This is a genomic window from Marinospirillum alkalitolerans, from assembly GCF_045055655.1.
GTDB classification, from domain to species: domain Bacteria; phylum Pseudomonadota; class Gammaproteobacteria; order Pseudomonadales; family Halomonadaceae; genus Marinospirillum; species Marinospirillum alkalitolerans.
Genome location: NZ_JBANFI010000003.1, coordinates 18,948 through 37,555, shown reverse-complemented (window position 1 = coordinate 37,555; position 18,608 = coordinate 18,948). Strand labels below are relative to the sequence as shown.

Annotated in this window: 12 protein-coding genes and 3 tRNA genes; 5 read left to right on the top strand and 10 right to left on the bottom strand. The window is 52.7% G+C overall.

The window, feature by feature from the left end; translation table 11 throughout:
* Positions 1-63 precede the first annotated feature (63 nt).
* Positions 64-1,098, top strand: coding sequence for a quinone-dependent dihydroorotate dehydrogenase (locus V6U78_RS05155; RefSeq protein ID WP_405338094.1), 1,035 nt, complete (start codon positions 64-66; stop codon positions 1,096-1,098).
* A 10-nt stretch (positions 1,099-1,108) separates the two neighbouring features.
* Here V6U78_RS05155 and V6U78_RS05150 read toward each other — a convergent pair whose 3' ends face one another.
* Both V6U78_RS05150 and V6U78_RS05145 read right to left on the bottom strand, forming a co-directional pair.
* Positions 1,109-2,122, bottom strand: a complete 1,014-nt coding sequence (locus tag V6U78_RS05150) for an asparaginase (RefSeq protein WP_405338091.1) — start codon at positions 2,120-2,122, stop codon at positions 1,109-1,111.
* A 68-nt stretch (positions 2,123-2,190) separates the two neighbouring features.
* A complete protein-coding gene (locus V6U78_RS05145) occupies positions 2,191-3,651 on the bottom strand; it encodes an alanine/glycine:cation symporter family protein (RefSeq protein ID WP_405338088.1) in 1,461 nt (486 codons plus the stop codon).
* Positions 3,652-3,818: 167 nt separating this feature from the next.
* On the opposite strand from V6U78_RS05145, the gene V6U78_RS05140 reads away from it, so the two are divergent.
* Complete coding sequence (locus V6U78_RS05140; protein ID WP_405338085.1) at positions 3,819-4,640, top strand: helix-turn-helix domain-containing protein; 822 nt, start codon at positions 3,819-3,821, stop codon at positions 4,638-4,640.
* Positions 4,641-4,654: 14 nt separating this feature from the next.
* On the opposite strand, the gene cysN is transcribed toward V6U78_RS05140, so the two are convergent.
* Entirely contained in the window at positions 4,655-6,376 is a 1,722-nt protein-coding gene (cysN, locus tag V6U78_RS05135; RefSeq protein ID WP_405338082.1) for a sulfate adenylyltransferase subunit CysN, read from the bottom strand.
* Positions 6,376-7,305, bottom strand: a complete 930-nt coding sequence (cysD, locus tag V6U78_RS05130) for a sulfate adenylyltransferase subunit CysD (protein WP_405338079.1) — start codon at positions 7,303-7,305, stop codon at positions 6,376-6,378. The genes cysN and cysD overlap by 1 nt, the downstream gene beginning before the upstream one ends.
* 241 nt (positions 7,306-7,546) lie before the next feature.
* On the opposite strand from cysD, the gene V6U78_RS05125 reads away from it, so the two are divergent.
* Positions 7,547-9,205, top strand: a complete 1,659-nt coding sequence (locus tag V6U78_RS05125) for a nitrite/sulfite reductase (protein WP_405338076.1) — start codon at positions 7,547-7,549, stop codon at positions 9,203-9,205.
* Positions 9,206-9,327: 122 nt separating this feature from the next.
* Here V6U78_RS05125 and V6U78_RS05120 read toward each other — a convergent pair whose 3' ends face one another.
* From V6U78_RS05120 to crp, 3 genes are all read right to left on the bottom strand, one after another.
* Positions 9,328-10,587, bottom strand: a complete 1,260-nt coding sequence (locus V6U78_RS05120; RefSeq protein ID WP_405338073.1) for a saccharopine dehydrogenase family protein — start codon at positions 10,585-10,587, stop codon at positions 9,328-9,330.
* A 40-nt stretch (positions 10,588-10,627) separates the two neighbouring features.
* On the bottom strand, positions 10,628-11,725 hold the full coding sequence (gene nspC, locus V6U78_RS05115; RefSeq protein ID WP_405338070.1) for a carboxynorspermidine decarboxylase: 1,098 nt from the start codon (positions 11,723-11,725) through the stop codon (positions 10,628-10,630).
* 202 nt (positions 11,726-11,927) lie between these two features.
* A complete protein-coding gene (gene crp, locus V6U78_RS05110) occupies positions 11,928-12,602 on the bottom strand; it encodes a cAMP-activated global transcriptional regulator CRP (protein WP_405338067.1) in 675 nt (224 codons plus the stop codon).
* Between the two features lie 204 nt (positions 12,603-12,806).
* Here crp and V6U78_RS05105 point away from each other — a divergent pair, with 204 nt between their 5' ends.
* Positions 12,807-15,110: a Tex family protein gene (locus V6U78_RS05105; protein WP_405338064.1), complete on the top strand. Its 2,304-nt coding sequence runs from the start codon at positions 12,807-12,809 to the stop codon at positions 15,108-15,110.
* 218 nt (positions 15,111-15,328) lie between these two features.
* On the opposite strand, the gene V6U78_RS05100 is transcribed toward V6U78_RS05105, so the two are convergent.
* The 3 genes from V6U78_RS05100 to V6U78_RS05090 all read right to left on the bottom strand — a co-directional run bounded on the left by V6U78_RS05100 (position 15,329) and on the right by V6U78_RS05090 (position 15,703).
* Positions 15,329-15,404, bottom strand: a tRNA-Asn gene (locus V6U78_RS05100).
* A 30-nt stretch (positions 15,405-15,434) separates the two neighbouring features.
* A tRNA-Asn gene (locus V6U78_RS05095) sits at positions 15,435-15,510 on the bottom strand.
* Positions 15,511-15,626: 116 nt separating this feature from the next.
* A tRNA-Met gene (locus V6U78_RS05090) sits at positions 15,627-15,703 on the bottom strand.
* Between the two features lie 151 nt (positions 15,704-15,854).
* On the opposite strand from V6U78_RS05090, the gene ppc reads away from it, so the two are divergent.
* On the top strand, positions 15,855-18,512 hold the full coding sequence (gene ppc, locus V6U78_RS05085) for a phosphoenolpyruvate carboxylase (RefSeq protein WP_405338061.1): 2,658 nt from the start codon (positions 15,855-15,857) through the stop codon (positions 18,510-18,512).
* Positions 18,513-18,608: the final 96 nt, after the last annotated feature.

Genomic DNA, 18,608 nt, shown 5'->3' with positions numbered 1-18,608 from the left:
TGCGTACAAGAAGGCAACAGGGCGTTATAATGCGGCAGGCATTTTTTTACTACAGGGCAGACTATGTACTCACTGGCACGCAAACTTCTGTTTACTCTTTCGGGTGAAACCGCACACCAACTGGCTTTAGAAGGCTTGGATGCTGCAGCACGTCTGCATTTGGTCAAGCCTTTTGTTGATCAACCTGTGCATGCGCCTGTAGAAGTGATGGGTCTGACCTTTCCTAATGCGGTGGGTTTAGCAGCAGGGCTGGATAAAAATGCTGACCATCTGGCAGGCTTGGGTCAACTTGGCTTTGGTTTTATTGAGGTGGGCACGGTGACGCCCCGTCCTCAGCCTGGCAATCCCAAACCGCGTCTTTTTCGTCTGCCAGAACAAGAAGCCATCATCAATCGCATGGGCTTTAACAACAAGGGTGTGGAGCATCTGATTGAGCAGGTCAGGCAGCGCCGCTTTGACGGTGTGTTGGGTATTAACCTGGGCAAGAATCTAACGACTTCGGTAGAGAAGGCAGTGGATGATTACCTACTGGGATTAGAGGCCGTTTATCCTTGGGCGGATTATGTGACAGTGAATATCTCGTCACCGAATACGCCCGGTCTGCGCAGTTTGCAATATGGTGAGGCCCTGATGGCCTTGTTGCAGCCATTAAAAGAGGCTCAGGCGCGTTTGGCCGATCAGCATCAGCGTTATGTGCCGCTGGTGGTGAAGGTGGCGCCAGATATGGACGAAGATGAGCTGAACAGTGTGGCGCAAACGCTGCGCCATCTAAAACTCGATGGCGTGATTGCCACCAATACCACGCTGGATAAGAGTGCAGTCGCTGGTTTGCGTCATGGCGAAGAGGCTGGCGGTCTGTCTGGACGCCCTTTGACCGAGAAAGCCTGTCTGCTGACCAAGCAGCTCGCTCAAGCGCTGGAAGGCGACTTGCCGATTATCGGTGTCGGTGGCATCAGCAGTGCCGAAGATGCCGTTGAGCGGATCAAGGCCGGTGCCAGTTTGATTCAACTCTATACGGGCTTTATTTACCAAGGCCCCAAGCTGGTGCAGGACTGTGCCGAAGCCTTGGCTTTTGTGCGTGGCCCACAAGGGCAATAGGCGAGCGGATTCACTCTGAGAGATGAACCTCACCGCGCAGTGGCAGTGTAAAAGCCTGGGCGAGTTCGCTGCCTCGTAAGTCTCGCGCGAGCAAGTAGGTGAGTTTGGTGAAGGCGGCCTCAGGGGTCATCTCCTGGGCTGAGAGCACACCGATACGACTCAGCAGACTGCCAGCCGCGTAGGCCTGCTGATTCACGGCACCCTGAGCGCACTGGGTGGTATTGACCAGTGTGATGCCTTGGGCCTGCGCCGCTTCCAAAACCCGCACAAGATCTTGATTGCCTTGCGGAATGTTGCCTGCACCATAGGTGTGAAGCACCAGGCCATCCAAGGGGCGCGCCTGAATCATCGCATGCAGCTGTTCTGCCTCCACCCCAGGGAAAAAGCTGAACTGCGCCACGCGCACACTCTCTAAATCAACCTCTACAAATTCAGGTGTGGCCGCGGGTAAGAGCAATGACGACTCAAGTTGCAGCTCGATTTGCATTTCGCCCAGCCAAGGAAAATTGGGCGAATCAAAGGCGGCCATGGCTTGTGAGTGAACCTTGCGACTGCGGTTGCCGCGCAGAATACGCTGATGAAAGCAGATGACCACTTCATTCAACTCTGGACGACTTGCCAGCATCAAAGCTTCAAGCAGATGCTGATGGGCATCACTGCGCGGGTGCAGTAACGGAATCTGCGAGCCGGTGAGCACTACGGGCTTGTTGATTGGGCCGAGCAGGAAGGACAGCGCCGAGGCGCTATAAGCGAGCGTATCTGTGCCATGTAAGAGCACAAAGCCATCATAATCTTCCCAGTGCGCTATCAACAGCCTAGCCAGATGCTGCCAGTCACGGGCCTGCAGATTGGCGCTATCCATTAAAGGGCTGAGTTCAAGAAAATGGATCTGATAGAGGGCGTCGAGGTGAGCCAGCTCCGCTTGGAGCGTAGGAAGAAAGCTGGGCATGGGCTGATAGCCTTCAGCAGAAGGCTGCATGCCAATGGTACCACCGCTATGTAAAAGAAGAAGTTTGGGCTTCATGTTTGGGCTCTTGTGAGATGCATCGTCACCGCCCCATGACCTTAAGCCGATGGGGCGGGATTTCGTCTTTAAGAAGAAGCAGAGGTGTGCTGTTGCTGGAGACGGGCCGCATCCTCAGGCTCTAACTCCCAAGCCTTGGGATCAATATCCATATCTTGGAACTTGTTCACATCAAAGACCGGCTGTTCAATGCCTTGTGCAAGCTGCTGATCAAAATCACGCAGAATGCGCAATCCTGGTTTGAACAAGAACAGCAAGGCAATCAAGTTGACCAGCGCTAAAAGACCCATGGTGAGATCTGCAAAGGAGAAGACTGTGGTCAGATCGGTCGTTGCACCCCAGCACACCAGACCGATAATCAACACGCGGAAAGTGGTCAGGATATTGGGGTTATCATTCTTCAAAAAGGCGAGGCTATTTTCACCCAGATAGTAGTTATACAAAATGGTACTAAAGCCGAAGAGCAGCAGGGCCACACTGACAAAAATACGTCCCCACTCACCGACATGCATGGCCATGGCGGTTTGCGTGAGTGCCACACCGCCTATGCCTTCAGTGCTGGCAGGATCAAATAAACCGCTGAGCAGAATTAAGAAAGCCGTACCTGAGCAGATAATGATGGTATCGATAAAAACGGAGAAGGACTGCACGATACCTTGGTTTGCTGGATGAGGGACGTAGGCGACAGCGGCCACGTTGGGTGCGCTACCTAATCCCGCCTCGTTAGAAAACAAGCCGCGCTTGACGCCCATCATAATCGCGGCGCCGATACCACCGCCGATCAGGGGTTCGAGGCCAAAAGCACTGCGTAGAATCAACATCAACATCTCAGGAACACGCTCGATATTCATGCCTACAACGGCGAGCACGATGACCAGATAACCGACCGCCATAATGGGCACCAGATACTCGGCGACCTGCGCAATTCTTTTGACCCCGCCAAAAATAATCACCCCAACAATCATCGCCAGCGCAATACCGGTGTAGTAAACGGGCACACCAAAGGCATCACCAACAGAGGTGGCCACGGCATAGGATTGCAAGGCATTGAAGCCAAAACCAAAGGTGATCAGCAGCAGTACAGAATAGATCACGGCCATCGGCTTCATATGGGCACCGATACCGCGCATGATGTAGTGTGCTGGGCCGCCACGATAGGTACCATCTGTTTCGGCACGCTTATACACCTGTGCAAGGGTACATTCGAGGAAGCTGGTGGCCATCCCAATCAAACCGACTAGCCACATCCAGAAGATGGCACCTGGGCCACCGAGGGTAATTGCCACTGCGACACCGGCAATATTACCGCCACCAACACGGCCCGCCACCGAGAGCACTAATGCCTGAAACGAGCTGAGATGCCCGTGTTGATCTTTCTTAAAGGCCTGTCCGCTGCCAAGAATTTTGAACATCCGCCCAAAGAAGCGAAACTGAACAAAGCGTGAAGCGAGGGTAAAGCCGACCCCAACAAGGATCAGCAGTACGATCAGTACCTTCCCCCATAAAAGTTCGTTGAACATACTCAGCATGTCTTTTCTCCATTATTATAGATAGATTGCCAGCACATTTAAGCAATCTCAGGCTAGGGAGAAAATTTGTCGCTTTGGCTCTTATTGGGTGTAAATTGGCGCATGATGTGCATCAAACTGCATCTGTTTTGACATCTCAATCGATCAATCGCACATAAAGGCAAACTATGAACCAAGATTTAGCGCTCAACCTGCGCTTGCTGTGCAGCTACTACCGCTCGATTGCAGAGGTCTGTCGGCGCTTAGAAATTAATCGCCCACAGTTTAATCGTTATCTCAGTGGGCGTTATCGTCCCTCGGCCAGCACCTTACGCCGCTTTGGTGATTTTTTTGGTGTGGAGGTCGATGAGCTGCTGTTGCCTCATGCTGAGTTTCGCCAGCTGATACAGGTGCAGCCACGCCAATTGGCGCCGTCAGCCGATATAAAGGATAAGATCAGCGCCCACCTAGACATCTTGGGGGCTGTTGGTAGTCAGGGAATGGAGCGCTATTTGGGCTACTACTATGAGTATTATCTCTCTATGTCTGTGCCTGGAAAAATATTGCGCAACCTGGTGTGTATTGAGCGACAGGGGGATCAGTATGTTTTTCAGCGCACAGAGCGTATGCCTGGACCAAAAGGTGGCGACCCGATCTACCATAATCGCTATCAGGGTTTGGCTTGGTTGCTGACAGATCGCCTGTTTTTAGTCGATTATGAAACGCTGAATCGTCATGAAATGACCCAGACGATTTTGTTTCTGAGCTTTCGTAAGCGCTTGGCGCGCTTGACTGGATTAAAGCTTGGCGTGTCGGATAACAGCGAAAGAATGCCCTGTTGCGCGCGTGTTGTGTATGAATATTTGGGGCAGGAGATTCAAGTGCATCGTGCGCTATCGCGCTGTGGTCTCTATTCACCCTCAGCTGCCACAATTGATCCTTGGATCTTGGAGGCAGTACAAAACACCATGAGCGAGCAGGAAATCCATTTCCGCGCTCGTCATGAGTAGATCTCTCTAACAGACTAGATGATCTGGTGTTGTTTCAGCGCTTGCAGCAAGGGCGAAAGCTGATTAGGCAGCTCCAGTTGTCCAGTGGCCTGGATCAGTTGCACTTGTAGCTCTGCTGCATCGCTGGCGCAGGTCGTCAGCAGCAAGAGCCCTTGGTGGATTAACCAGTGCTCTAGCTGCGTCTGGTGCGTTGCCAAACCCTCTGGCAGCTGTCCTTCCTCAAGGCGTAAAGTCAGCTTACCCCGCTCAAAAAGAGCCCGCTCCAACTGCTGTGCCAGGGCCAAGCGTGCATTGGCATCACCACCGTGAAGCAGGATCTGGCCTGCCTGCGTACCATAAAAAGCACTGCGTTCACTGGCTTGCACCGCTTCTGTGCTGATCTGATTCTGGCGTGTGGAGGTGGCGACCATACCCGCTGCCAGCGTGTTCTTATTGAGCCGATCAATCAGAATAAAGCGGCCGGTGGCGCGATTATGGCGATAGGCATCGGCGACCACTGGCTGCTCCAGATCAAGGCTGACATGGGCAATCGCGTTCAGCTCCAGCTGTTGTGCTGGGTGCTGCTCTAGACTGTTAACATCCGTCTGATAATGAATACGACTGATCCGTGCGTTGATCTGCCGTGTTCCTATTTTGAGCAGATAGGTTTTGCCCTGTACTAGTGGCTGCTCAGCCATCCATACTAAATCAGCGTCCAGCTGATCTGTGACCTCGACTTCTTCTGTGGCACTCACAAGCAGATCACCGCGTGAGATATCCAGCTCATCTTCGAGCGTCAAGGTGATGGCCATTGCTGCAGAGGCCTGAGCCAGCTCCCCTTCCCAAGTCACAATCGATTGAACACGGCTGGTGCGGCCAGAAGGCAGTACACGCAAAGTATCGCCAACCTGAACCTGCCCAGAAGCCACCGTGCCACAATAACCACGAAAGTTCAGATGTGGGCGGTTGACATACTGTACCGGAAAGCGCAGTGGCTGATGGATCTCTTCTGGAGCGACATCAACACTTTCCAGCAGCGGCATCAAGGCAGGGCCTGAATACCAAGGCATGGCACTCGAGGGACTGACCACATTGTCGCCTTTTAAAGCGGATAAAGGCACAAAGTGGACTTCGGGCAGATCAAGCGATTCAGCAAAAGCCAGATAATCGCGTTTGATTTGCTCAAAGACCTGCTGGCTGTAATCCACTAGATCCATCTTGTTGATCGCAACAACCAGATGGCGAATGCCCAGCAAGGAAACGATAAAACTATGGCGGCGGGTTTGGGTGAGCACCCCCTTGCGCGCATCCATCAGAATAATCGCCAGCTCACAATTGGAGGCACCGGTTGCCATGTTGCGTGTGTACTGCTCGTGTCCAGGGGTATCGGCAATAATGAATTTTCTATGGGTGGTTGAAAAATAGCGATAAGCCACATCAATCGTGATGCCCTGCTCACGTTCAGCTTGCAGGCCATCGACCAAGAGCGCCAAATCGACAGCATCACCAGTCGTACCCTGAGTTTTACTCTCTTGCTGTAAGGCTTCGAGCTGATCTTCATAAATCATCTTGCTGTCATGCAGCAAGCGGCCAATCAGCGTGGATTTGCCATCATCGACACTGCCACAAGTCAGCAGACGCAGCAGTTGCTTGTTTTCATGCTGCTTGAGATAAGCTTGGATATCCTGCGCGATCAAATCTGCGCCCTGTTGTTGATAAACGGGCTGCTGAGTCGGTTGGGCGTCAAGTGCTTGCATTAGAAGTAACCCTCCATTTTTTTCTGTTCCATTGAACCACGCGCATCTTTATCGATCATGCGGCCTTGGCGCTCAGAGGTGGTGGTGAGGAGCATTTCCTGAATAATTTCAGTCAGGCTGTTGGCGCTGGATTCAATCGCACCGGTCAGGGGATAGCAGCCCAGCGTTCGAAAGCGCACCTGCTTATACTGGGGGACTTCGCCTTCTTCCAGCGGCAGGCGCTCATCATCGACCATAATCCAGGTGCCATCGCGCTCTACAACAGGGCGCTCTGCGGCTAAGTAAAGAGGAACAATCGGGATGCTTTCGAGCCAGATGTATTGCCAGATATCCAGTTCTGTCCAATTAGAGAGGGGAAAGACGCGGATGCTTTCACCTTTTTCGACCTCAGTGTTATACAGGTTCCACAGCTCTGGGCGTTGATTCTTAGGATCCCAGCGATGGTTTTTATCGCGAAAAGAGAAGATGCGCTCTTTCGCACGCGATTTTTCTTCATCACGGCGCGCGCCACCAAAGGCAGCATCAAAGCCATACTTGTTGAGCGCTTGCTTCAGTGACTGGGTTTTCATGATATCGGTATGTTGAGCCGAACCATGCACCATGGGATTGATGCCCATCTCCACGCCTTCCTGATTGATATGGACCAATAGCTCCATCCCGGCTTCTTTGGCCATCTGATCACGAAACTCGATCATCTCACGAAACTTCCAGGTGGTATCCACATGCAGCAGCGGGAAGGGAGGCGGACCAGGATGGAAGGCCTTGCGTGCCAGGTGCAGCATCACGGAAGAGTCTTTGCCTATCGAGTAAAGCATCACCGGATTGGCAAAGCTTGCCGCCACTTCACGGATAATATGAATACTCTCAGCCTCAAGTTGTTTGAGGTGCGTGAGACGCGATGGAGAAACAAGTGCAGCACTGGATGACATGATCTGCTCCTAAAAATCAACAGCAAGCGAGCCTGATAAGGCGAAATGCCAAGGATTATGCCTAGGAGGCAATAAAACCAAAAAGAATATATGGTGATTTTGAGAGATTATTTGGCTATAAGGGGTCTTGTAAAACGGGTTATATAAAAATTCGCATTCAGTCTTTTACGTTATAAAAGAAAAGCGTTAGTCTAGGCGAAAAATTCTGCTCTCGATGGCTGAAGGATGAGGAAAAAAGACTATGTACCGCTATAACCAGGTTGACCAGCAGTTGGTCGATGAGCGTGTTGAACAGTATCGCGAACAAACACGCCGTTACCTGGCGGGTGAGTTGTCCGAAGATGCTTTTCTCGCGCTGCGCTTAATGAATGGCCTTTATGTCCAGCGCCAGGCGCCGATGTTGCGTGTGGCGATTCCCTACGGCACTTTTTCTGCCCAGCAGATGCGAACTCTGGCGAAGATTGCCCGTACCTGGGATCGTGGCTATGGACACTTCACCACACGGACTAATATCCAGTTTAACTGGCCGAAACTGGAAGAAGTGCCCGATATTTTGGCTGAGTTAGCCACTGTACAGATGCACGCTATTCAAACTTCGGGTAACTGTATCCGTAATACCACGACGGATCCGCTGGCAGGTGTTGCTGCGGATGAAATCGAAGATCCACGCCCTTGGTGTGAGTTGATTCGCCAGTGGTCCACGCTGCATCCTGAGTTTGCCTATCTGCCGCGTAAATTTAAGATAGCGGTGAGTGGTGGCCCGAGTGATCGTGCTTCTAGCCGTGTCCATGATATTGGTCTGGAGCTGGTCCGCAACGCCGAGGGTGCGATGGGCTTTAAAGTGCTGGTCGGTGGCGGGCTAGGCCGAACGCCCTTTATTGGACAGGTGATTCGCGAGTATCTGGAACCAGAAGAGCTGTTTAGTTATTTGGATGCCATTCTGCGCGTTTATAACCTGCGTGGGCGGCGTGATAACAAATACAAGGCGCGGATCAAAATCTTGGTCGCGGCGGCCGGTATTGAGCAGTTTCGTGCTTGGGTGGAAGATGAATGGCAGTATAGCCGTGGTGGTGATCTGCGCTTGACTCAAGAGCGCATTGACGAGATGAAAGCCCATTTCGCTCCCTTTGATTATGTGGCCCAAGCTGCGGAGGATCAGACCTTTGCCGCCGCTTTAGCCGCCGATTCAGATTTTCGAGTCTGGGTGGAGCGCAATACGCAAGCTCACCGTGTTGCTGGCTATCGTATTGTGCATCTATCACTCAAGCCTCTGTTGGGCGCGCCGGGCGACATCACTGCCCAGCAGATGGACGCCGTAGCGGATCTGGCTGAAGCCTATAGTTTTGCAGAGATACGTGCGACTCAGGATCAGAATCTGGTGTTGACCGATGTGCAGCAGAAGGACCTCTATGCCTTGTGGCAGGGCTTGCAAGAGGCCAGTCTGGCCCGCACGAACATCAATACGCTGACTGATATGATTGTCTGCCCTGGCTTTGATTTTTGTTCGCTGGCCAATGCCAAGACGCTGAATATTGCGGATCAAATCAACCAGGTGTTTGAAGATCTGGATTACCTGCATGATCTGGGCGATATCCAGCTGAATATGTCGGGTTGCATTAATGCTTGTGCCCACCACCATGTGGGGCATATCGGCATTCTGGGTGTCGATAAAAAAGGCGAAGACTGGTATCAAATTACCTTGGGCGGCAGCGCAACAGAAAATGCCAAGCTGGGTAAGGTGTTAGGCAAGGCGATTCCAGCCGATGAAGTGGCGGCCACCTTGAAGGTGATTGTTGATACTTATCTTGAGCTGCGTGCCGAAGGTGAGAGCTTTTTGCAACTGGTGGATCGGTTGGGTCTGGCACCCTTTAAGGAAGCCGTCTACCCTGCACTGGCCTGATGCCTTGACTCGCTGTGCTTGCCATCCCAGTGCAACACACGAGTTCAACACAGCTTGTCTTGATCTAAAAAAGCCAGCTCCATTGAGGGGCTGGCTTTTTTGATCACGCAAAGCTAAACAGCTTAGAAGTGCGCCGCCTGAGCAGAGAAATCGAGCGGGCGCTCACCTTGCTCATCACGAATACAAGTGGGCAGGCCCATTTGATTCAGCAGGTGCAAGAAGGGCTGAGGGGGGAGCTCCTCGACATTCACCATCTTCTCAACATCCCAAATACCCTGCGCCACCAGCAGCGCTGCGGCAACGGGAGGGACGCCAGCGGTATAGGAGATACCCTGCGAGCCGACTTCATTGTAGGCATCCTTGTGGTCCGCGACGTTGTAGATAAAAACCTCGCGCGCTTGACCATCTTTGCTGCCCTTGACCAGATCACCTATGCAGGTTTTGCCGGTGTAGTCGGGCGCTAAGGAGCCGGGATCTGGCAGGACAGCTTTGACCACCTTCAGGGGCACGACTTCTTGACCTTCTGCTGTCACCACAGGCTGCTCAGAGAGCAGACCGAGATTCTTTAGCACGGTAAAGACATTGATATAGTGCTCACCAAAGCCCATCCAGAAGCGGATATTGGGCACATCAAGATTCTTGGATAAAGAGTGAATCTCGTCATGGCCAGTCATATAGCTGGTTTGTGTGCCAACGACAGGTAGGTCATCGGTGCGCTTGTGTTCAAACATCTGATTTTGTACCCACTGGCGGTTCTGCCAGGACCAAACACGGCCAGTGAATTCACGGAAATTGATTTCAGGGTCAAAGTTGGTCGCAAAATAGCGGCCATGCTGACCGGCATTGATATCGATGATATCGATGGAATCGATCTGATCAAAATATTCATCTGCAGCAAGCTTGGCGTAGGCGTTGACGACACCAGGGTCAAAGCCAACACCCAGGATGGCGGTGGTTTTGGCTTCTGCGCAGGCGGCTTGGCGCTTCCACTCATAGTTGCCATACCAGGGGGGAGTTTCACAGATTTTAGCTGGATCTTCGTGGATGGCGGTATCCAGATAGGCTGCACCTGTTGCAATACATGCACTGAGAACAGACATATTCACAAAGGCGGAGCCGAGGTTTATCACGATCTGAGATTGGGTTTCCCGAATAAGGGCAATCGTGGCTTCAATATCCAAAGCATCTAGGGCATAGCATTGAATATCACCTTCGACCTTCATACTGCCTTTTTCTTTTACGCTTGTGGCGATGGCTTCACACTTGCTCAAGGTGCGTGAAGCGAGGGCAATACGACCAAGAATATCATTGTGTTGGGCACACTTGTGCGCAGCAACTTGAGCAACACCTCCGGCACCAATGATCAGAACGTTTTTTTTCATTTCAATACATCACTCCACTTTTACGCAGTTGAAGCAGGGCTCATGAGAGCCCTTGCACAAAGTCGTCGTAAGAAAACTCCTTGACGAGTTCAATACGACCATCCAGCTGTTTCACAGCAATTGAAGGCATCTTGACACCGTTAAACCAATTTTTCTTGACCATGGTGTAGCCAGCCGTATCTTGGAACGATAGGCGGTCACCGATTTTTAAGGGTTCAGGAAAGTGAAATTCGCCAAAAATATCACCTGCCAAACAGGATTTGCCGCAGACTTGATAGGTGTGCGCTCCCTCGTTAGGCAGCAGTTTGGCGCTTTCACGATAGATCAGCAGATCAAGCAGATGGGCTTCGATCGAGCTGTCAACGATGGCCAAGGGTTTACCATTATCAAGCAGATCCAGCACGCTCACTTCGAGAGTCGTGGATTGGGTGATAGCGGCTTCCCCTGGCTCTAAATAGATCTGGACGCCATAGGTGCTGGCCAGATTTTTCAAGCGGGCGCAGAAGGCTTCGATAGGATAGTCGGGGCCGGTGAAATGAATGCCGCCACCTAAACTAATCCACTCCACTTCATGCAATAAAATACCGTAGAGGTCTTCTATATGCGTCAGCATCTCATCGAAGAGGGCATAGCTGTTGTTCTCACAGTTATTGTGGAACATCAAACCAGAAATCTGATCCAGTACCCCAGCGATTTTCATCGGGTCCCGCTCACCAAGGCGGCTAAAAGGACGGGCTGGGTCAGCAAGGCTAAAAGCTGAGCTGCTGACACCAGGGTTCACCCGTAAGCCGCGCACATGGTTTTGCGACACATCCGCAAAGCGCTCAAGCTGGCTGATCGAGTTAAAAATGATTTTGTCGCTATTGGCGAGAACTTCTTCAATCTCATCATCAGCATAGGCCACGCTATAAGCATGGGTTTCGCCCTTGAACTTCTCTCGCCCCAGCTTGACCTCAAATAAAGAAGAAGAGGTGGTGCCATCCATATAGTCCTGCATCAGATCAAAAACAGACCAGGTCGCAAAGCACTTCAGGGCGAGCAAGGTCTTCGCGCCGGAGAGTTCACGCACCTTGGCCATGATCTCCATATTGCGTAATAGACGCGTTTTATCAATCAGGTAGTAGGGCGTTTTCAGCATAGAGAACCTATTTAACAAGAGGGATCGATAAGAGGGGTGGTCGAGGGCTGGGCGTGGAGCCAAGTCTGGTTTCTGATCTGGGTGAGATCGCCACAGCATAAAAAGCGGCATTATATCGGATAAAAAGCCAGCGCGATATGCTCAAATGCGCCTTCAGTGCTTGATTTGAAAGCGCGTAGCTGGCCGTTGGTTTCGCAGCAGGTTAGGTGCTGGCTTTAAAGCTGGGATAGGCGGGTCGCAGACTGGGATCAAGAATGACCAGGCTCTTGCCCTCCGCTTCGATGAGTCCCTTTTCTTCCAGATCCTTCAGCACTCGTCCTGCCATCTCGCGCGAACAGCCAACCAGTTGTGCAATTTCTTGGCGTGTCATACGCACCAGCATGCCTTCTGGATGGGTGATCGCATCGGGTTGTTTGGCTAGTTCAATCAAAATGCGTGCGATACGCCCAGTGACATCCAGAAAAGCCAGATCACCCACCCGCTCCGTGGTGGCGCGCAAGCGGCGTGCCAGCTGATTGCCGAGCAGGAACCAGAGGATGTGTTGTTCTTGGGCCAGTTGCGTAAAGCGGCTATAAGAGACTTCGGCCAGAACACAGTCGGTTTTGGCGCGCACCCAAGCGCTGCGTTGGCTGATTTCATCAAACAGCCCCATTTCACCGAAGAAGTCACCCTTGTTGAGGTAGGAGACAATCATCTCGCGTCCCTGCTCGTCTTCGATATAGACAGCCACGCAGCCTTCTAGCAGATAGTAGATGGATTGAGCTGTCTCACCAGCATGAATAATCAGTGATTTTTTACTGAACTGGTGTTGCTTGGCCTGCTGTAAAAAGAGGTCAAGTGCATCTTGATGTGGCTGCTGCATGGGGAATGAGGACATCTTCTGCTTCCTTGGGTAAACAACACATAAGCGTGAATCGCGCAGGACTTCATTTAACCATCTTGGATGGTATGATGAAACCCAGTGAGTTCAATATGGCTCTCTGATCGGCTGAGACTTGATCAGATCATGATCTGCTTAGGCTGGCCTTGTCACAGATCAGCTTGATTGACCCGATAGATTCTACTGCATTTAAGGAACCCCATGCTGCCAAGTATTGCCCTACGTATTGCCAAGGAACTTGACGTTCAGGAGCGTCAAGTTCAGGCCAGTATTCAGTTATTGGATGAAGGATCGAGCGTCCCGTTTATTTCGCGCTATCGTAAAGAAGTCACGGGTGGCCTGGATGATACCCAGCTGCGCCATCTTGAGGAGCGCCTAGGTTATCTGCGTGAGCTTGAAGAGCGACGCAAGGGCGTGCTGGCTTCCATCGCCGAGCAGGATAAGCTCACCCCAGAATTAGAGGCTCAGATTCAGGCAGCAGAAACCAAGCAGCGCCTTGAAGATCTTTATCTGCCTTATAAACCTAAGCGTCGCACCAAAGCGCAGATCGCGCGTGAAGCCGGTATCGAGCCCTTGGCGGATGCCCTGCTAGCGCAGCCTGAATTACAGCCTGAACAAGAAGCGCAAGCCTATATCAACAGCGAGGCCGGTTTTGCCGATGCGAAGGCCGTTTTGGATGGTGCCAAGCAGATCCTGATGGAGCGCTTCTCTGAAGAAGCGGAGCTGGCTGGGCGTTTGCGTCAGACCTTATGGCAAGAAGGCATCTTATCAAGCCGTGTGCTGGCAGGGCAGGAGGAGGCCGGCGCGAAATTTAGCGATTACTTTGCCCATGATGAGCCCTTGCGCACAACGCCTTCGCACCGTGCTTTGGCCATGTTCCGTGGTCGTAACGAGGGCTTTCTGGCGCTGAATATCCGTTTGGATCAAGAAGAAGAGCTGGTGGCCCATCCTTTTGAAGCGGTGATTGCAGAGCACTGGGGGATTGCGCAGCAGCAGCGCTCTGCTGATCGTTGGCTGCATGAGGTGGTGCGTTGGACTTGGAAGATTAAACTATCCAGTCGCCTGGAAACCGAGCTGCTGGGTCGCTTACGTGAGTTGGCCGAGGAGGCCGCGATTCAGGTTTTTGCCCACAATTTAAAGGATCTGCTCTTGGCTGCGCCAGCGGGGCCGCGCCCAACGCTTGCGCTGGACCCTGGCTTGCGTACTGGCGTAAAGGTCGCGGTGGTGGATGCAACGGGCAAGCTGGTTGATCACACCACCATCTATCCGCATGCGCCGCGCAATCAATGGCAGGAATCTATTGCGGTGCTGGCGCGTCTTTGTGCGCAGCATCAGGTGGAATTGATCGCCGTGGGCAATGGTACGGCCAGCCGTGAAACCGATCAGCTGGCGGCAGAGGTGATCAGCTGGTGCCATAAGCAGGCTCCTGAGCATCGCTTGCAAAAGGTGATGGTGAATGAAGCGGGTGCCTCGATCTATTCTGCTTCTGCGCTGGCAGCCAAGGAATTTCCTGATCTGGATGCCACCCATCGCAGCGCGGTCTCCATTGCGCGCCGCTTACAGGATCCGCTGGCTGAGCTGGTCAAGATTGAGCCCAAGTCCATCGGTGTGGGTCAGTATCAGCATGATGTGTCGCAAGTTCAGTTAGCCAAAACGCTTGATGCAGTTATCGAGGATTGTGTTAACGCCGTGGGCGTTGATTTGAATACGGCCTCGGTGCCGCTATTGGCGCGGACCTCAGGCTTAAATGCCACCTTGGCAGAAAATATTGTTGCCTGGCGAGATGAGCAGGGCGCATTTCGTACGCGTCAAGATCTGCTCAAGGTCAAGCGCCTAGGGCCAAAGGCCTATGAGCAGTGTGCTGGCTTTTTACGTATTATGCGCGGTCAGAATCCGCTCGATGCTTCTGCAGTCCACCCTGAGGCCTATCCACTGGTCGAGCGCATTGCCCAGAATCACCAGCGCCCTGTTGAGAGTCTGATCGGTGATACGGCTTTTCTGACCAGCTTGAATCCTGCTCAGTTGACCGATGCGCAGTTTGGCTTGCCAACAGTCAAGGACATCCTAAAAGAGCTGGATAAGCCAGGTCGTGACCCGCGTCCTGAGTTTCGTGCGGCTGTTTTTATGGAAGGGGTCGAGGATATTAAAGATCTCAAGCCGGGGATGGTGCTAGAAGGTGTCGTGACCAATGTGGCTAATTTTGGTGCTTTTGTGGATATCGGTGTGCATCAGGATGGTTTGGTGCATATTTCTGCACTGGCCGATCGCTTTATTCAGGACCCGCGTGAAGTGGTTAAGGCGGGTGATCTGGTGAAGGTGAAGGTGCTCGAAGTGGATATTCCGCGTAAGCGTATTGCCTTAACGCGGCGCTTAGATGAGCAGCCAGTCGTGAAGGAGTCATCATCATCACGTGATGCGCGCCCGAAAAAAGCACCCGCTCAGCCTGCCTTGCAGGGTAATACTCTGGGTGCGCTCTTATTGGCAGCGCAGAAGAAAAAGAAATAGAGTGCAGCTGTTCCTTTGGGATGGCATCCAGCGCGCTGGTGGCAAGATCAGCGCGTTTTTTTGTGCGCATGAGTCAGCTACAAGCTGGCAAAAAGAGGGCAGCACAAGAAAAACCAAAAGGGTCACGCAGAATTAAAAAAAGAAACGAGGGATAAAAATAAGGGTAAAAAAAGAGGAGAGCAAAAGGGAGATCAAAGGCTTAAAACGAAGGTGTGAAATGGCTCCCGAAGCAGGACTCGAACCTGCGACCAATTGATTAACAGTCAACTGCTCTACCGACTGAGCTATTCGGGAACATTCACAAGCAAGAAGTTTTAGTAAGTTTGGCTCCCGAAGCAGGACTCGAACCTGCGACCAATTGATTAACAGTCAACTGCTCTACCGACTGAGCTATTCGGGAACAACTTATTAAAACGCTGATCATTCTAAGGTTATTTCGCTCTAGGTCAAGCCCAAAATGAAAAGCTTTTCATTTTAAAGACTTTTCTGCTAAAACTAGCCTTGATTTGATCAAGTTGGTGGCTATGCCCTGATTTGAACAGGGGACCCCATCATTATGAGTGATGTGCTCTAACCAGCTGAGCTACATAGCCAACGGCTGCGCATTATAGAGAGTTGATTTTGAATTGCAAGCCTATTGCCGCTTATTTTTTGATAAGAAGCGAAAAAGTGCCGCGAATAGGCCTGAGAGAGCCTCGGATAAACATCACGAGCGCAGGTCAGGAAGAGCAAGAGAGGAAGACAATGCACAGTTTAGATACCTCCTTAAGGGAGCAGGTTCGTGTGTTAGGTGAAGGCTTGGGTCGCACGATGCGCAATGCCTTGGGTGATGATTTTTTCCGCAAGGTTGAGCAGATCCGCCAGCTTTCTAAGCAGTTGCATCGCGGTCAAGTGGAGCAGCAGGAGCTGATTCAAGCTCTGCACGCGTTAAAAGATGATGAGCTGCTGCCAATGGCGCGAGCCTTTACGCAGTTTCTGAATCTGGCCAATGCCGCTGAGCAGCACTATCGAGCGCGTGAGCGTGTAGTCGAGGATTATCGAGGCGGTGAACAGCCTGGTTTCAAGGCGCTACTGACTCGATTGAAAGAAGGGGGGCATGCGCCTGCTGATTTAGTGCAAGCATTGGAGCGCCAGCAGGTTGAGCTGGTCTTTACTGCGCATCCCACTGAAGTCAGTCGTCGTACGCTGATTCAAAAATATGATGCCCTGGATGCCTGTTTAGCTGAGTATGAGGCATCTTATCAGCCAGCGCTGCGTGAGCGGGTCTTGGTGCGTCTTGAAGAGCTGATCGCGCAAGCCTGGCATACCGACGAAATTCGTAATCAGCGCCCTTCGCCTGTCGATGAAGCCAAATGGGGCTTTGCGGTGATTGAAAACTCCCTCTGGCAGGCCGTTCCTGCTTTTTATCGTGCTTTAGATCGTGAGCTAGAAGCCCAAGGAGCGTCGCGTTTATCTCTGGAGGCCGCCCCGATACGCTTTGCCTCGTGGATGGGAGGCGATCGAGATGGCAATCCGCGTGTGACGGCTCGGGTCACGCAAGAAGTGCTCTGGCTGTCGCGCTGGATGGCGGCTGATCTCTATCTGCGTGATGTTGATCAGTTGCGTTCTGAGCTTTCTATGCATCAGGCCAGTGACGAGCTCATTCAGTATCTGGGTGGGCCTGCCCGCGAGCCCTATCGTGTTTTGCTTGGGCAGCTACGAGATCGCCTGCGCGCCACCTTGGATTGGCTAAAAGCGCAGCTCGATGGCCAGCCCTATCAGGATGAGCGGGTGATCTTTGATGCCGACGGATTGCGTGCTCCGCTACTGTTGTGCTACCGCTCCTTGTGTGATCAGGGTATGCAGGTGATAGCAGAGGGTTTGTTGCAGGATATTCTGCGTCGCTTGTCTGCCTTTGGTATGAATCTATTGAAGCTGGATGTGCGCCAAGAAGCGCCGCGTCATGCTCAGGCGCTCAGTGAGGCGACGCAGTTTTTAGGTTTGGGAGATTATGCACTATGGGATGAGCAGCGCCGCGTTGACTTCCTGCTGCATGAGCTGACCAACCCGCGCCCTTTGCTCCCCACCAGCTGGCCCTGCTCAGAAGAAACCCAAGAAGTGCTGGCCACTTGTCGCGTGATTGCTAAGGAGCGTGCCGATGCCTTGGGGGCCTATGTCATCTCCATGGCAGGCCAGCCTTCAGATGTGCTGGCGGTGGCCTTGCTGCTGAAAGCGGCTGGGGTCAAAAGAGCCATGCGTATTGTGCCGCTCTTTGAAACTTTAGCGGATCTTGAGCGTGCACCAAGGGTCATTGATGGCTTGCTGGCGCTGGATTGGTATCGCCGTTATTCCTCCCAGCATCAGGAGGTGATGATCGGTTATTCCGATTCTTCAAAAGATGCCGGTCAGCTAGGAGCCAGCTGGGCACAGTATCGTGCTCAAGAAGCTTTGACGCAGGTTTGCGCTCAGCATCAGGTTGCTCTCACTCTGTTTCACGGTCGTGGTGGCACTATGGGTCGCGGCGGTGCGCCCACCCAGGCGGCGATTCTGGCTCAACCACCTGGCTCAGTGCAGGGGCGGTTAAAAGTGACCGAGCAAGGAGAGATGATTCGCTTCAAATTTGGTTTGCCAGCCTTGGCCGAGCGGGCGCTGGAGGTCTACACCTGCGCCGTATTGGAGGCTACTGTCGCGCCACCGCCTGCGCCCTTACCCGCTTGGCGTGAGTTGATGCATCAGCTGGCTGAGACAGGCGTACAGAGTTACCGTGCGCTGGTGAAGGATCATCCAGATTTTGTGCGTTATTTTCGTCAGCTGACGCCCGAGCAAGAACTGGCGAAGCTGCCACTTGGGAGTCGGCCCGCCAAGCGCAAAGCCGGTGGTGGGATCGAATCTTTACGCGCGATTCCGTGGATTTTTGCCTGGACACAAGTGCGTTTAATGCTGCCAGCCTGGCTGGGCACGGATGAAGCGCTCTTGAAGGCAGAAGAAGCAGGCCAGTCAGAATTGCTGCGTGAGATGGTGGATGGCTGGCCTTACTTTGCCAGTAATATCAATATGTTGGAGATGGTGCTGGCCAAGGTGGATCTGGCGCTGGTTGAGGAGTATGAACAGCTGCTGGTGGATGAAGCACTCCACCCGCTGGGGCGAACGCTGCGACAGCGTCAGCAGACGCTCCAGGCGGTGGTCCTGCGTTTGCGTGAGCAAACAGAGCTGCTGCAAGAAGTGCCGCTAACACGTCAGGCGATCCATGTCCGCACGCCTTATATTATCCCGCTGCATCATCTACAGGCTGAATTGCTTGCTCGGGTGCGCGCTTGTGAGCAGCAAGGTGTCTGCCCGACGGCTGAGCAGCAGGCGCTGCTTGAGCGGGCTTTGATGGTCACGATAGCCGGTATCGCCGCGGGACTGCGTAATACTGGCTAAGCATCGCTCGTGACTGGGTTGGATAGACAAGCAGGGGGTTACCCCTGCTTTTTTGTGGGCTGAGGCAAGAGGCGGTTAGGCGTGCTTTCCTGACCA

Coding starts and splice junctions, on each gene's coding strand:
- ppc (WP_405338061.1), top strand. CDS start 15,855: ATGCACAGTTTAGATACCTCCTTAAGGGAGCAGGTTCGTGTGTTAGGT.
- V6U78_RS05140 (WP_405338085.1), top strand. CDS start 3,819: ATGAACCAAGATTTAGCGCTCAACCTGCGCTTGCTGTGCAGCTACTAC.
- V6U78_RS05155 (WP_405338094.1), top strand. CDS start 64: ATGTACTCACTGGCACGCAAACTTCTGTTTACTCTTTCGGGTGAAACC.
- V6U78_RS05120 (WP_405338073.1), bottom strand. CDS start 10,587: ATGAAAAAAAACGTTCTGATCATTGGTGCCGGAGGTGTTGCTCAAGTT.
- V6U78_RS05105 (WP_405338064.1), top strand. CDS start 12,807: ATGCTGCCAAGTATTGCCCTACGTATTGCCAAGGAACTTGACGTTCAG.
- V6U78_RS05125 (WP_405338076.1), top strand. CDS start 7,547: ATGTACCGCTATAACCAGGTTGACCAGCAGTTGGTCGATGAGCGTGTT.
- V6U78_RS05150 (WP_405338091.1), bottom strand. CDS start 2,122: ATGAAGCCCAAACTTCTTCTTTTACATAGCGGTGGTACCATTGGCATG.
- crp (WP_405338067.1), bottom strand. CDS start 12,602: ATGTCCTCATTCCCCATGCAGCAGCCACATCAAGATGCACTTGACCTC.
- nspC (WP_405338070.1), bottom strand. CDS start 11,725: ATGCTGAAAACGCCCTACTACCTGATTGATAAAACGCGTCTATTACGC.
- V6U78_RS05145 (WP_405338088.1), bottom strand. CDS start 3,651: ATGCTGAGTATGTTCAACGAACTTTTATGGGGGAAGGTACTGATCGTA.
- cysN (WP_405338082.1), bottom strand. CDS start 6,376: ATGCAAGCACTTGACGCCCAACCGACTCAGCAGCCCGTTTATCAACAA.
- cysD (WP_405338079.1), bottom strand. CDS start 7,305: ATGTCATCCAGTGCTGCACTTGTTTCTCCATCGCGTCTCACGCACCTC.